Below are 13,011 nucleotides of genomic sequence, written 5' to 3'. Positions count from 1 at the left end.
CAACGATCCACCCCAATCCAAGGAGTCCACGTGACCTCGGTCAGCCTGGGAATGCCAGCAGCCCCACCCCCCGTCCTTGCCCCGCGACGTAAGACGCGGCAGATCAAGGTTGGGTCAGTTGGTGTTGGTTCTGATTCGCCCATCAGCGTTCAGTCCATGACCACGACGCCCACCACGGATATCAACGCCACTCTTCAGCAGATTGCTGAACTGACGGCATCCGGCTGCGACATCGTGCGTGTTGCCTGTCCTTCGGCGGACGACGCCGAAGCGCTTCCCATCATCGCCCGCAAGTCCCAGATCCCCGTGATCGCCGATATCCACTTCCAGCCCAAATACGTTTTCGCGGCCATTGAGGCCGGATGCGCGGCTGTTCGTGTGAACCCGGGCAACATCCGCAAGTTCGATGACCAGGTCAAGGAAATCGCGGCAGCGGCGAGGGACCACGGCACGTCCATCCGGATCGGCGTCAATGCTGGTTCCTTGGAGCCAGGCATCATGAAAAAGTACGGCAAGGCAACACCGGAAGCCTTGGTGGAGTCCGCTGTGTGGGAAGCGTCCCTGTTCGAGGAACACGGCTTCCATGACTTCAAGATCTCCGTCAAGCACAACGACCCCGTCATCATGGTGGCCGCGTACGAAATGCTGGCCGAGCAGGGCGACTGGCCCTTGCACCTCGGTGTGACCGAGGCCGGGCCCGCGTTCCAAGGCACCATCAAGTCCGCTACCGCCTTCGGCGCCCTCTTGTCCCGCGGTATCGGAGATACCATCCGGGTTTCCCTCTCGGCGCCGCCGGTGGAGGAAATCAAGGTGGGCAACCAGATCCTGCAGTCGCTGAACCTGCGCCCCCGCAAGCTGGAAATCGTCTCCTGCCCGTCCTGTGGCCGTGCGCAGGTTGATGTGTACACGCTGGCGGAGCAGGTAACGGCCGGCCTGGAAGGCATGGAGATTCCCCTGCGCGTCGCCGTCATGGGTTGCGTCGTCAACGGACCCGGTGAGGCCCGCGAAGCAGACCTCGGCGTGGCCTCCGGAAACGGCAAGGGCCAGATTTTCGTGAAGGGCGAAGTCATCAAGACTGTGCCTGAGAGTGAAATTGTTGAGACACTGATCGAAGAGGCCATGCGCATCGCCGAAGAGATGGGGGAGGCCGATGGCGAAGATGCTGTCAAGGGTAGCCCCGTGGTTAGCGTCTCGTAACGAGAACGGCTTGGGAGTCAGGGTGCTCGGCAAAGCCGACACCCTGGCTCTGCGCGCGCTGGCAAGCGAAGACGCGGTGGCCAACGTTTTTATCCTGGCCCATTTGGACAGCACGGGAACGGCTGCGCCCACCAGCGGTGGTGCCAGTATTTTCGGTGTGTTCCACGATCAAACGCTCCTCGGTGCCTGCTGGGCCGGGGCCAACCTTGTCCCTGTGCAACTGGATCCCGCCTTGGCCGGGTATGCAGCCACGGCGGCCCATCAAACAGGACGCCGCTACGCTTCCATTTTTGGCCCCGCCGACACCGTCCTGGCCCTCTATTCGCGTTTTGAACAACTGGGCCATGCCGCCCACGAGATCCGGTCCCGCCAACCCCTCCTGACCATCTCCGGAGGACCGGCCATCGGCGCCAATCCAGCCCTGACTTTCGGTGCCATGGAGGACTTCGACCGCATCCTTCCGGCCTGCGCAGCCATGTTCGAGGAAGAAGTTGGTTATTCTCCCTTCCTCGGAGGCCAGGAGTTCTACAGCAGGCGGGTGGCCGGCCTGATCCGGCAGGGGCACTCCTTGGTCCACATTGACGCCGGAGGCACGGTGGTCTTCAAAGCTGAACTCGGTGCCGTCACGGCGGACGTGACCCAGGTCCAGGGTGTGTGGATGAATCCGGAACTCCGGGGACGCGGCCAGAGCGCCGGCTACATGGCCGCCGTCGTGAATCTCTCAAAGACCTTTGCCCCGGTGACGAGCCTGTATGTCAACGACTACAACGCCAAAGCCCGCGCCACCTACGAGCGTGTGGGCTTCGAGCAAGTGGGCACGTTCGCGACGGTCCTTTTTTAGGCTCCTGCCGGAAACTTGTAGTCTTGTCCCGGTTGGCGGACGCCAGCCATCACTCGAACTTCCTTGGGGAACAAATGAAGAAGAATGCGCTGCGCGGTTTTGCCGTGTCAGGACTGTTGGTCATGGGCCTCACCGCGTGTGGCGGTGCCGGTACCTCTACGGATGCTGCATCAGCTCCTGCCAGTGAGACGCCGGCACCTGCGCCCGCCCAGGCAAAGCAGTACACCACCCAGGAACTCACGGACCTGGTGAAGCAGATCAAGGCTGCCGACGGAACGGCGCTGATGGTTTCCTCCGTCGACGACCTCGCCGGCCAGCAGGACCCACTCAAGGAGCTGCTGGGCTCCATGAACATTGAGCCGGCCGAGTGCAAGGACCTGGCCATGGCCGGCGCTTCGCAGCCGATCGAGGGCGCCACCGGCGCCAGCGGTGCAAAAATCGACGCCGCTTCCGGCGTCATTTCCAGTGTGACCCTGGCATCCGGCGTCTCCAAGGACGTGCTGGAGAACAACGTCAAGAGCAACGAAGACCAGATCACCACGTGCGCGAACATGACGATGTCCATGGCCGGCACCACCATGACCATGAAGACGGAAAAGTTCGACGGCATCGGTTCCGTACCCGGGACACTGGGCATCAAGACCACCATGACCCTCCCGGACGGCCAGACTCAGTCCACCCTGATGGCCGCTGCCATTAAGGACGGCGTCCTCATTTCCGCCACAGCCTCGGGCAAGAACGCCGAGAACGGCGGCGCAGCAGCTGCCGGGGCCCTCATGGACCAGGCCGCAGCGCTGATTAAGTAGCACCGGTCAGCAGCACCCAACTGTTTAGCAGCACAGGCCGTTTTTGGGTTCACTACGGCCTGTGCTGCTGGCTGCGGCAGGCTCAACGCGTCTGCCGGCGTAAAGTCAACGAGGCCAAGACAAGGACACCCACCACGATCCCGCCCATCACGGCGGCGTCCTGCCACATCGCTGCCGTGGCTTCTGCATTCCCGGCAATTTCCTTCAGTGCCTCCACGGAAAATGTCAACGGCAAAGCACCGGCGATGCCACTCAGGGCGTCGTTCATGTCCTGCCGGGCCACGAACAAGCCGCACAGCAGGATCTGTGGGACGACAACCACGGGCATGAACTGCACGGCCTGGAACTCGGTGCGGGCAAAGGCCGAGCACAGCAGGCCGAGGGCAACGCCCAGCACTGCGTTGATCACAGCGATCAACACCACCAACCCGGGACTTCCCTTGATGTCGAGGTCAAAAATCCAATACGCCACAGCCGTAGCCACCAAGGACTGCAGGGCGGCCATGATGGAGAAGGCAACAGCGTAGCCGAACAGAAGGTCGGCTTTGTGGATGGGTGTGGTCAGAAGCCGTTCCAACGTTCCGGACGTCCGCTCGCGCAGCATCGTGATGGAGGTGACCAGGAACATCACCACGAACGGGAAGATGGCCAGCATCATCAGGCCCACACGGTCGAAGGTGCGCGGGAATCCCGGTGGCAAGGTCTCGTTTTCAAAGAGGAAATAAACCGCTGTCAGAAGAAGCGCGGGAACCACGAGGATCAGCGCGACGCTGCGGTGGTCGTGCCGCAGTTGTCCCAGGACGCGGGCGGTCGTGGCGAGGGTCATGCGGAGGTTCATGGGGCCACAGGGCTTTCTTCCTGGCCGCGGTCAGCGGCTTTGATGATGGTCAGGAAGGCCCGCTCCAAATCGGCGCTGCGGCCGCGCTCAGCGAGTTCGGCGGGGGTGAGTTGGGCCAGGAGCAAGCCGTCGCGCAGCAGGAGCAGCGATGAGCAATGCGACGCTTCTTCCATGACATGGCTGGACACCAGCAACGTTGTTCCAGCGGCCGCCATGGCCGCGAAGCGCTCCCAGAGTTCAGCGCGCAGGACAGGATCAAGACCCACAGTGGGCTCGTCCAGGATCAACAACTGTGGATTTGCCACCAGCGCGCAGGCAAGGGAAACACGGCTGAACTGCCCGCCGGAAAGGTCCGCCGCCTTCTGTCGCGCCAGTGATTGAAGTCCGACGGCGGCAATCGCCGCAGCGGCGTCAGCCGCCGTCGCGCTGTGCATGGCGCCGAAGTACCGGACGTTCGCTTCGACGCTCAAGTCCGGATAGACACTGGCGCCTTGGGTGACGTAACCGACGTCGTGCCTGAGCGGCGCGCTTCCGGCCGGCAGGCCAAGGACCGTCAAGGTGCCCCGCGTGATCCGCTGGACGCCAACTATTGCCCGCATGAGGGTTGTCTTGCCGCTGCCCGAGGGACCCAGCAACCCCGTAATCCGGCCGGAATCCACGGTGAAATCCAGGCCGCGAAGGATGGTGGTCCGCGCACGTGAGACATGAAGGGCGCTGGCCTCAATGGCTGCTGGACGTGGTGGCATGCGGGCCTCCGGGGCCTCCAGTAATTCACCAACTGATGATTTCAACGGTAAATCCGCTGGTCAGGACGGTCAATGCTGCTGATGCGCTGTATGGCACCAACCTTGAAAATGTGTCTGCGATCACATAGGTTCTTCCCAAGCCGTGTCGTTGGGGTGCGGGTGGTATCGGGGGGACACATGAACAAGACCTTGACGGGCGTCGTTGGCGCCCACGCCATCCGTGAGCTCGGCAGTGACCCATGCTTCCCAGCCGCAGGCGATCCCGTTCCGCTGGAGGGAACGGCGATCTAGTCCCAGGACAGAGTCTGCGGCCGGCCGGCCGCTGAGCCACGCCATCGCAGGATGACCAGCCCGTCGGGGCCAGGGGCTTCCACACGCGACGGCGTGGCTCTTCTGTGTGTGGGCACCCGGTAGATTAGTAGACAGTTGTTTTTGCCACACCTGCCATAGAAACGGATACGTACCCGTGGTCCTTCGCCTTTCCCAGTTATTCCTGCGCACCCTGCGTGAAGATCCCGTTGACGCTGAGGTCGCCAGCCACAAGCTCCTGGTCCGCGCCGGGTACATCCGCCGCGCAGCACCCGGCATTTATACGTGGCTGCCGCTGGGACTGAGCGTCCTGCGCAAGGTCGAAGAGATCATCCGCCAGGAAATGTCGGCCATCGGCGCCCAGGAAGTCCACTTCCCGGCGCTGCTGCCCCGCGAGCCCTATGAGGCCACCAACCGCTGGACCGAATATGGCGAAGGCCTGTTCCGCCTCCAGGACCGCAAGGGCGCGGACTACCTCCTTGCCCCCACGCATGAAGAAATGTTCACGCTCCTGGTGAAGGATCTGTATTCCTCGTACAAGGACCTGCCGCTGAGCCTCTACCAGATCCAGAACAAGTACCGCGATGAAGCACGTCCGCGGGCCGGTCTCCTCCGTGGCCGCGAGTTCATCATGAAGGATTCGTACTCTTTCGACATTGACGACGCCGGTTTGGATGCCAGCTACGCCGCCCACCGCGCCGCATACCTGAAGATCTTCGAGCGCCTCGGCCTGGAAGTCATCCCTGTTGCGGCTACCGCGGGTGCCATGGGTGGCTCCAAGAGTGAGGAATTCCTGTTCCCCACCGAGATCGGCGAGGACACGTTCGTGCGTTCGGCCGGTGGCTATTACGCCAACGTCGAGGCCGTGACCACTGTCGTCCCGGACGAGATCGATTTCAGCAGCGCACCGGCCGCCCAGGTACTGGACACCCCGAACACTCCCACCATTGATACTTTGGTGGCCGCAGCCAACCAGTTGGCTCCGCGCAGCGAGGCCGACGGCGGCGCCTGGACTGCCGCTGACACGCTCAAGAACGTTGTCCTTGCCGTGACGCTGCCCACGGGTGAGCGCCAGATCGTGGTGATCGGTGTCCCCGGCGACCGCGGAGTGGACCTTAAGCGCGTGGAAGCCAACATCGGCTCCCACCTGCCAATTGCCGGCGAGATCGGCCTTGAGGCCGCCAACGAAGAGGACCTCAAGAAGCTGTCGTGGCTGGTCAAGGGCTACATCGGCCCCGGCCTGTCCCTGGATCAGCCTGTGCTGGGCCTCGAGGCCTCGTCCAAGGTGCTGTTCCTGGTGGATCCCCGTGTCGTCTCCGGCACCAGTTGGGTTACGGGCGCCAACGCCGAGGGCAAGCATGTCTTCGGGTTGGTCGCGGGCCGCGACTTCACCTGGGATGGCGTCATTGAAAGCACCGAGGTGCGTGCAGGCGACCCCGCCCCGGACGGATCCGGTCCGCTGGAAACCGCCCGCGGCATCGAAATGGGCCACATCTTCCAGCTGGGCCGCAAGTATGCCGCGGCCTTGGACTTGAAGGTGCTGGACCAGAACGGCAAGCAGCAGGTTGTGACCATGGGCTCCTACGGCGTTGGTGTTACCCGCGCAGTGGCTGCCTTGGCTGAAGCAAACCATGACGACCGCGGTCTCGTGTGGCCGCGCTCCGTGGCACCGGCGGACGTCCACGTGGTGGCCGTCGGCCGTGGTGATGACATCTTCGAGGCTGCTGAAAAGCTCTCCGCTGAGCTTGAAGCCGCCGGCCTGGACGTCATTTTCGACGACCGCCCGAAGGTTTCTCCCGGCGTGAAGTTCGGCGACGCCGAGCTGGTTGGCGTGCCCACCATCCTGGCCGTTGGCCGGGGACTTGTAGACGGCGTCGTGGAAATCAAGGATCGTCGCAGCGGCGAAGCCGAGAACGTTGCGGTGGACAAGGCCGTGGATTACGTGGTCAACGCCGTACGAAACCGGTGATTTCCGGCTTCGAATCAATCCAGCTCACCACGCTCATCCTGATTGTGGTGGCTGGATTCGCCGCCGGCTGGGTGGACGCTGTAGTAGGGGGCGGGGGACTGATCCAGCTCCCCGCCCTGCTGCTGGTTCCCGGCATCACGCCGGTGCAGGCTTTGGCCACCAACAAGATGGGGTCCATTTTCGGCACCACCACCAGCGCCGTCACGTACTACCGGCGCGTGGGGCCCGACCTCAAGACGGCTGTGCCCATGGCGGTCATTGCGTTGGCGGGAAGCTTCGGCGGGGCCATCCTGGCCGCTTCATTGCCGGCCAGCGTGTTCAAGCCGATCATCGTGCTGGCGTTGATCGCCGTCGCCATTTTCACTGCCCTGCGCCCGCGCGCCGGCGAGCTGACCGCCCTCCGCCACGACGGCCACAAGCATTACGTCGTGGCCTGTCTCATTGGCGCCGTGATTGGCTTCTACGACGGCCTGATCGGCCCCGGTACCGGCTCGTTCCTGGTGATTGCGCTGGTTTCGGCCATGGGTTACGCCTTCCTTGAAGCCAGTGCCAAGGCCAAGATCGTCAACATGGCCACCAATGCTGGTGCCCTGATCTTCTTCCTTCCCCATGGCTCCCTGTTGTGGGGTGTAGGGCTGGTCCTGGGTCTGGCCAACATGGCCGGCGGCTACCTTGGCGCGCGCACCGCCGTGGCCAAGGGGAGCGGTTTTGTACGCGTTGTCTTCCTGATTGTTGTTGCGGCGTTGATCATCAAGCTCGGCATTGACGTCTGGAATGAGAACTTCGCTGCCTGATTTTCCCGCCGGCGTCAGATGAAGCTTCCGCTGGGATTGGCCAGCGACTTCAAACCGCGGACGACGGCGTGCGGCACCAAAGCGCTGGACGCCGGGTTTCCGGGGGATGCCTCGTTGGTGACGCAGATATCGAACGTACCCAGGCTGGTCTCCGCCACCACATGATGAGCCGTCTGGCGGGCGCCCGGATCTGCGATGAGCACGGCCTCCACCACGTCCCAGTTGCCCGCGGCCAGGGCAAGCGCGGACACCACGTTGGTGGACTTGGGGAAGGCCTTGATCAGCTCCGCAGGGCCACCCCGCAGAAGCTCCACGGGCCGGGTTGCTGCGAGGAGCCCCTCCTTGGTTTCCCCGTCCATCCAAGGCTGCACCAGGGCGGCGGGGAGTTTCCGCGATTCCAGGGTGATGCGATGAATGGTTCCGCCGGCGCCGGCGGCTGTGATCGTGTCCAGTCCACCCAGCGCACCGGTGGTGAGGAACGTCCGGCCTGGACCGTCGTCGAGCAGTTTTGTCCGCAGTGACTCCTCGCACAAGGCGCCTATCGAGGTGACCAGCAGGTCCGTGCCTGCCGCTACGATGCGGGGGCCGAACTCCGCGACGGCGGCGACACCGGCGCACTCCACCACCACATCGGCCACTTCCATGGCGTCGTCGAAGCTGTAGCCTGTGCCGGCGTTGCCGTGAGGCACAACTCCGGCGAGCCTCACGCCGGGGACAGTCCCGGCGTCGAGCAGTTCCACGATCCGCGAGCCGATGGCCCCCGACCCGATCAAGGCCACTGTAAGTGCCATGGCCTAGAGCGCCGTCGCGCCGGGATCGGGGAGCTCATGCGCCCGTGGAAGGCCCTCAAGCGTCCGGCCCGCGAGAGTGCTCGCAACCCACAAAGACCGCGCAAGGTCTCCGCCGTGGCGGGGAGTCCCCGCGTACCCCAAGGCATTGTCCACCTCGCGGGCAATGCTCCATTGCCGGCCAGCCTCGGGATCAAGCCCCGCGGCGACGCTGAAGTCATGGCAACGCTCCCGCAAGGCAGCCTCAGGGGCCGTCGGGGAGAGGTCCTGGATCCGGTTCCATAAGACAGGCGCCACAGCGAACTCGGCCTCACCAATCTGTGGTTGCGGGTCGATGGCCAGGTAGTCGCCACGGAGCTCCCGATCGCCGCTGGTGACAGCAAGGATGTTCATGAAATGAAGGTCCGTGTGGACCAGGACATCCGTCCCGGAGCGCCGTCCCACGGCGCCACGCGTCTGGCACACCTCAAGTGCCGCTTCCAGCAGCCACCTGGGAAAAGGCCGGTCCAAGCGTTCCCACTCCGCCGGCAGCTCATCGCTCCACCGCTCGGCAGTTGCGGCAACGTGGTCAAAAGCGCGCCACTCCAACCGCTCGTCCGGTTGGATGGAGAGCTGGCGCATGATGCTGCCCCAGGCGTCCATCGCATGATCCATAGGGGCGTCCTGGAGCCAATGGGAGGCATCCAGCCGTTCAAGGAGCATGGTGCAACTGGGAGCATCCGCTGCCATCAGGCGGACCGCACCGTGACCATCCCACAGTGCCAGGGCGTGGCGTTCCACCTGGGCTTCTTCGTGCGGGAAGGCGATCTTCAGGGCGGACGGGACGCCGTTCTGGAGGACGGGTACCACCAGGGCTCCATGGCCGTTCCATGGTTCGGCGCCTGGTGCGAGGTCAATTGAGAGCTGCCACCGATCGAGGGCGTCGGAGATAAGTCCCGGAAGGCTGGCCAGCCAGTCGCGTCCCGCGGAGTCGCGGTTGTACCGGGCGTGGAGGTCGCCCGGGATGGGAATCATCGCGTGAAGGGTCACGCGATCAGCCTAACGCCGAGGGAACCCGCGGTCCCTAGAAAACGCCGCTGGCACCCAAGAGCGTTCCAAGGGAGAACGTGGCGGCAAGGGCCAACGCGCCGCCCAGCACCACCCGGAAGGCCGCACGGAACCGGGAAGCGCCGCCGATCCAGGCACCAACAGCTCCGGTGATGGCCAGGGCAAGCAGGACCGCCACGAAGGTCAGCGGCACCCGGAGTTCCGGGGGAGGCAGGAGGATGGCCAGCATGGGCAGTATGGCCCCGAGGGTGAACGCCACCGCGGACGCCAACGCCGCGTTCCATGGGCTCACAATGTCAGCCTCGTGGATGTTCAATTCCGCAGAGAGATGGGCGGCGAGGGCATCGTGTTCCGTGAGCTCCTCAGCGACCGCCCGGGCAGTCTCCGCACTGAGCCCCTTGGATTCGTAGATGGCCGCCAACTCGTTGAGTTCGTCCTCCGGTTGCTCGGCCAGTTCGAGGCGTTCCTTCTCAATCAGCGCTTTCTGGGTGTCGCTCTGGCTGCTGACGGAGACATATTCACCCAAGGCCATGGAAATGGCGCCGCCCACCAGGCCGGCGGTGCCGGCGGCAAGAATGCTGCCGGTGCTGGTGGTGGCACCTGCCACGCCCACCACGATCGCAGCAACGGACACGATCCCGTCATTGGCGCCCAGGACCCCGGCCCGCAACCAGTTCAACCGGTGGGCCAAGTCATCCCGGTGGGGTTCGTTCTCATGCACGGTGGCGGTGTCTGTGGAAGCCATGCTCCAAGCCAAGCACCGGGTGGGGGTGTTGGCCAGCATGGCTAGGCTGGCCTATCCGGCGGGGGAAGGATTGGATCCGTTCGTGGTGGACCCGGTGGACGGTGTGGTGGAGGCGGAGCCCGACGCTGAGCCCGATGCTGAACCGGGCGTCGGCAGCGGCGGCAAGTCCCCGGCGTCGAGCGTCAGACCCGGCAGCGCAGGTATGTCTGCGCCCCACGCCAGGGCCCTGCGGGCAGCGGCCAGGAGGCTGTCCACCGCCCATGCCCGGGTCTCACCCGTGGACAGGGCAACCAGGTCCCCCAAGACCGGAAGAGCCGACGATTCCAGAGCGGCCAAGGCAGCGGCCGGGTCCTGCGCGAACTGTCCCGGAAGACGGTAGCCGGCTTCGCTGGCAGGTACGTCCCCGCAGTTGGCCCGTGTCAGGGCCTCCACTTGCTGGAGCAAAAGCTCGTGGGCCGCAAGGCCGCTGGCCGCGGTGCCGGCGGCCGCAGTATCCAGCCGTTTGAGCGCCACCTGGTACGCGTAGACCGCCTCCTGATGCGTCCGTACCGTGGCTGCCAGCGCGGAGTCGGTAGTGGCGGACGTTGGCTCGGGAGTGGGGCTGACGGACGGACAGGGTGCCGCCGACGGTGTGGCTGCGGGCACTTTGGACTTTGACGCCGAGGCATCCTTCGGGACCTGCAGCTGCCACGCACCAGCCAGCTTTTCTGCTGCCAATACATGGGAGGTTCCCACCGCGGCGAGGAGCCGGGCGATCCCGCCGTCGGCCTCGCCGGCGTCTGCCAGGCGCCGGGTTCCGCTCGCGGTCAAAGCGGCAACAAAAGCGGTACGTGTGGTGGTCTCTGCTGTGCCCGAAGGGGTCGCGGTGGCTGAGGGCGTTGCTTCCGACGGAACCAGTAGGGCGCGCGCCTGCGTTGTCAGCAAAGTCACAACGTCCTTGAGCGCGGCCTGTGCCGCGCCCTGGCCGGTGGACGAAGACAGGGCGGCGGCCGATTCGCGAAGCTTCAGGGTGTCCTCCAGTGCCCCCGCACGGGCCGCTTCGGAGAAGGGGACAGGCGGGGGAGTGCCGGAATCACGCGGAATAAGCACTATTCCGGTCCCTGCGACGAGCAATGCCACCACGGCAACCAGCAGGACCCGGCCCCAGGGTGGTGTTCGTCGTTTTTCGCTTGTCTGCCCGCTCACAACAGACCATGGTGTCACGTGGGCGGCAAAGTCCGTGCACCATGTTCCCGGGAAAATCGTTAGGCTAGTAGTCACAACAACATCTATCGGGAGGCGGCGGGCAACGTGAGTGACTCGGAAGCCACGACTTCAACACACCGTTCTGAATCAAACTCAACGGCCACCATCCACAACCCGGAAGAGAGCAGGCTTAAGGCGCTGCTTGAACCGGCTGTCCTTGCCAGCAGGCTCTACCTCGAGGATGTTTCCATCCACGTTGCCGGTTCACACCGCACCGTCCACGTCGTCGTGGACCTGCCGCAGGAGGAAACCGGCGGTGTCAGCCTTGACGCCATTGCGGAGGTCTCGCGCGGGCTGTCCGATATCCTGGACAACGATCCCCATGACGACGGACGCCCGTATGATCTTGAGGTTTCATCGCCTGGCGTCAGCCGCCCCTTGACAGAACCCCGTCACTGGCATCGGGCCCGCGGCCGCATGGTCCGGGTCAACGTGATCCAGGGTGACAACCTCCTGGGCCGCATCGCCTCGGTGCAGGAGGACAGCGTGACGCTGATTCCCGAGCACGAGGTCAAGAAGGGCATGAAGCCCAAGCAAGGCGACCCCATCACTATTCCTTTCGACAGGATCCGCCAAGGAAAAGTCGAGATTGAATTCAGCCACCTCCACGAGGCTGCGCTGGAAGACGAGCACAACGGACCTTCTGAGGAGGCCTAATGGATATTGACATGAGCGCACTGAGACTCCTGGAGCGTGAGCGTGAAATCCCGCTGGATCTCCTGATTCCCACCATCGAGCAAGCCCTGCTGGTGGCGTACCACAAGACGCCCGGCGCCTTCGAGAAGGCCCGTGCAGAGTTGGACCGCAAGAGCGGCCACGTGACCATCTGGGCCACTGAGATCGACGACGACGGCGAGCCCATCGGCGAGTTCGAGGACACCCCGGCCGGCTTCGGCCGCATCGCAGCCAGCACGGCTCGGCAGATCATCCTCCAGCGCCTTCGCGACGTCGAGGATGACAACGTGCTGGGCGAGTTCAAGGGCCGTGAAGGCGAACTCGTTGCCGGCATGATCCAGCAGGGCAACAACCCGCATATGATCCAGGTCAACCTGGGAGCCGTTGAGGCACTGCTGCCGCCGCCCGAGCAGGTTCCCGGTGAGAAGTACCTCCACGGAAGCCGGCTGCGCGCTTTCGTGGTGGACGTCCACCGTGGCGCAAAAGGTCCTTCCATCACGTTGTCCCGTTCGCACCCCGGACTGGTCCGCAAGCTGTTCGAAATGGAAGTTCCGGAAATCGCCGACCACTCCGTGGAGATCGTGGCGCTTGCCCGCGAAGCCGGCCACCGCACCAAAATTGCCGTCAAGGCCAACACCCCGGGCATCAACGCCAAGGGTGCCTGCATCGGTGAAATGGGTTCGCGCGTCCGGGCCGTCATGACTGAACTGAACGACGAAAAAATCGACATTGTCGACTTCAGTGACGACCCCGCAACCTTCATTGCCAACTCACTGTCGCCCTCGAGGGTGAATTCCGTCACAATCACGGACGAGTCAACGCGCTCGGCCCGCGTGGTGGTTCCCGATTACCAGCTTTCGCTGGCCATCGGCAAGGAAGGCCAGAATGCCCGGCTCGCCGCAAAGCTGACTGGCTGGCGGATCGATATCGTCTCCGACGCCGCTCCGGCGAAGGTCGACTAGGGGTTCAACCGGCGGCCATGCCGCCGGTTCCGCGCCGCGCTTGCGGCGC

At 64.3% G+C, this 13,011-nt stretch carries 13 protein-coding genes; 7 read left to right on the top strand and 6 right to left on the bottom strand.

All coding sequences use genetic code 11. From position 1 onward, the window contains the following. The first annotated feature begins 30 nt into the window (after window positions 1–30). From ispG to AB4Y77_RS18335, 3 genes are all read left to right on the top strand, one after another. The gene (gene ispG / locus AB4Y77_RS18345) at window positions 31–1,197 is read left to right on the top strand and encodes a flavodoxin-dependent (E)-4-hydroxy-3-methylbut-2-enyl-diphosphate synthase (RefSeq protein WP_024820317.1); all 1,167 of its coding nucleotides are present in this window, start codon (window positions 31–33) and stop codon (window positions 1,195–1,197) included. Next, a complete protein-coding gene (locus AB4Y77_RS18340) occupies window positions 1,160–2,038 on the top strand; it encodes a GNAT family N-acetyltransferase (protein WP_311214288.1) in 879 nt (292 codons plus the stop codon). Before ispG ends, AB4Y77_RS18340 begins: the two co-directional genes overlap by 38 nt. A gap of 74 nt (window positions 2,039–2,112) precedes the next feature. Next, window positions 2,113–2,844 (top strand): hypothetical protein, encoded by a 732-nt coding sequence (locus tag AB4Y77_RS18335; protein WP_442014908.1) that lies wholly within the window; start codon window positions 2,113–2,115, stop codon window positions 2,842–2,844. Window positions 2,845–2,926: 82 nt separating this feature from the next. On the opposite strand, the gene AB4Y77_RS18330 is transcribed toward AB4Y77_RS18335, so the two are convergent. Together AB4Y77_RS18330 and AB4Y77_RS18325 are read right to left on the bottom strand one after the other, a co-directional pair. Next, a complete protein-coding gene (locus tag AB4Y77_RS18330) occupies window positions 2,927–3,670 on the bottom strand; it encodes an ABC transporter permease (RefSeq protein ID WP_311214204.1) in 744 nt (247 codons plus the stop codon). An 8-nt stretch (window positions 3,671–3,678) separates the two neighbouring features. Then, window positions 3,679–4,428: an ABC transporter ATP-binding protein gene (locus tag AB4Y77_RS18325; RefSeq protein WP_442014907.1), complete on the bottom strand. Its 750-nt coding sequence runs from the start codon at window positions 4,426–4,428 to the stop codon at window positions 3,679–3,681. 466 nt (window positions 4,429–4,894) lie between these two features. Between AB4Y77_RS18325 and AB4Y77_RS18320 the strand changes: the two genes are divergently transcribed. Further along, window positions 4,895–6,706: a proline--tRNA ligase gene (locus tag AB4Y77_RS18320; protein ID WP_442014906.1), complete on the top strand. Its 1,812-nt coding sequence runs from the start codon at window positions 4,895–4,897 to the stop codon at window positions 6,704–6,706. Beyond that, a complete protein-coding gene (locus AB4Y77_RS18315; RefSeq protein ID WP_311214207.1) occupies window positions 6,703–7,500 on the top strand; it encodes a sulfite exporter TauE/SafE family protein in 798 nt (265 codons plus the stop codon). Before AB4Y77_RS18320 ends, AB4Y77_RS18315 begins: the two co-directional genes overlap by 4 nt. A 14-nt stretch (window positions 7,501–7,514) precedes the next feature. Here AB4Y77_RS18315 and AB4Y77_RS18310 read toward each other — a convergent pair whose 3' ends face one another. Genes AB4Y77_RS18310 through AB4Y77_RS18295 form a run of 4 tightly spaced genes read right to left on the bottom strand, consistent with a single transcriptional unit; the run spans window position 7,515 to window position 11,265 of the window. Beyond that, entirely contained in the window at window positions 7,515–8,291 is a 777-nt protein-coding gene (locus tag AB4Y77_RS18310; RefSeq protein WP_442014905.1) for an aspartate dehydrogenase domain-containing protein, read from the bottom strand. A gap of 3 nt (window positions 8,292–8,294) precedes the next feature. Further along, window positions 8,295–9,302, bottom strand: coding sequence for an aminoglycoside phosphotransferase family protein (locus tag AB4Y77_RS18305; protein WP_442014925.1), 1,008 nt, complete (start codon window positions 9,300–9,302; stop codon window positions 8,295–8,297). Between the two features lie 49 nt (window positions 9,303–9,351). Further along, window positions 9,352–10,080: a VIT1/CCC1 transporter family protein gene (locus AB4Y77_RS18300; RefSeq protein WP_311214210.1), complete on the bottom strand. Its 729-nt coding sequence runs from the start codon at window positions 10,078–10,080 to the stop codon at window positions 9,352–9,354. A 51-nt stretch (window positions 10,081–10,131) separates the two neighbouring features. After that, complete coding sequence (locus AB4Y77_RS18295) at window positions 10,132–11,265, bottom strand: DUF4439 domain-containing protein (protein ID WP_311214211.1); 1,134 nt, start codon at window positions 11,263–11,265, stop codon at window positions 10,132–10,134. Between the two features lie 105 nt (window positions 11,266–11,370). Between AB4Y77_RS18295 and rimP the strand changes: the two genes are divergently transcribed. Together rimP and nusA are read left to right on the top strand one after the other, a co-directional pair. Next, window positions 11,371–11,982 carry a ribosome maturation factor RimP gene (rimP, locus tag AB4Y77_RS18290; RefSeq protein ID WP_311214212.1) on the top strand — a complete coding sequence of 204 codons (612 nt, stop codon included), beginning with the start codon at window positions 11,371–11,373 and terminating at the stop codon, window positions 11,980–11,982. Continuing rightward, window positions 11,982–12,962, top strand: coding sequence for a transcription termination factor NusA (gene nusA, locus AB4Y77_RS18285; protein ID WP_089594374.1), 981 nt, complete (start codon window positions 11,982–11,984; stop codon window positions 12,960–12,962). Before rimP ends, nusA begins: the two co-directional genes overlap by 1 nt. The last annotated feature ends 49 nt before the right edge of the window (window positions 12,963–13,011 follow it).

The organism is Paenarthrobacter sp. YAF11_1 (assembly GCF_052113445.1).
Lineage (GTDB): Bacteria > Actinomycetota > Actinomycetes > Actinomycetales > Micrococcaceae > Arthrobacter.
This window is presented reverse-complemented; position numbering and strand designations above follow the sequence as displayed.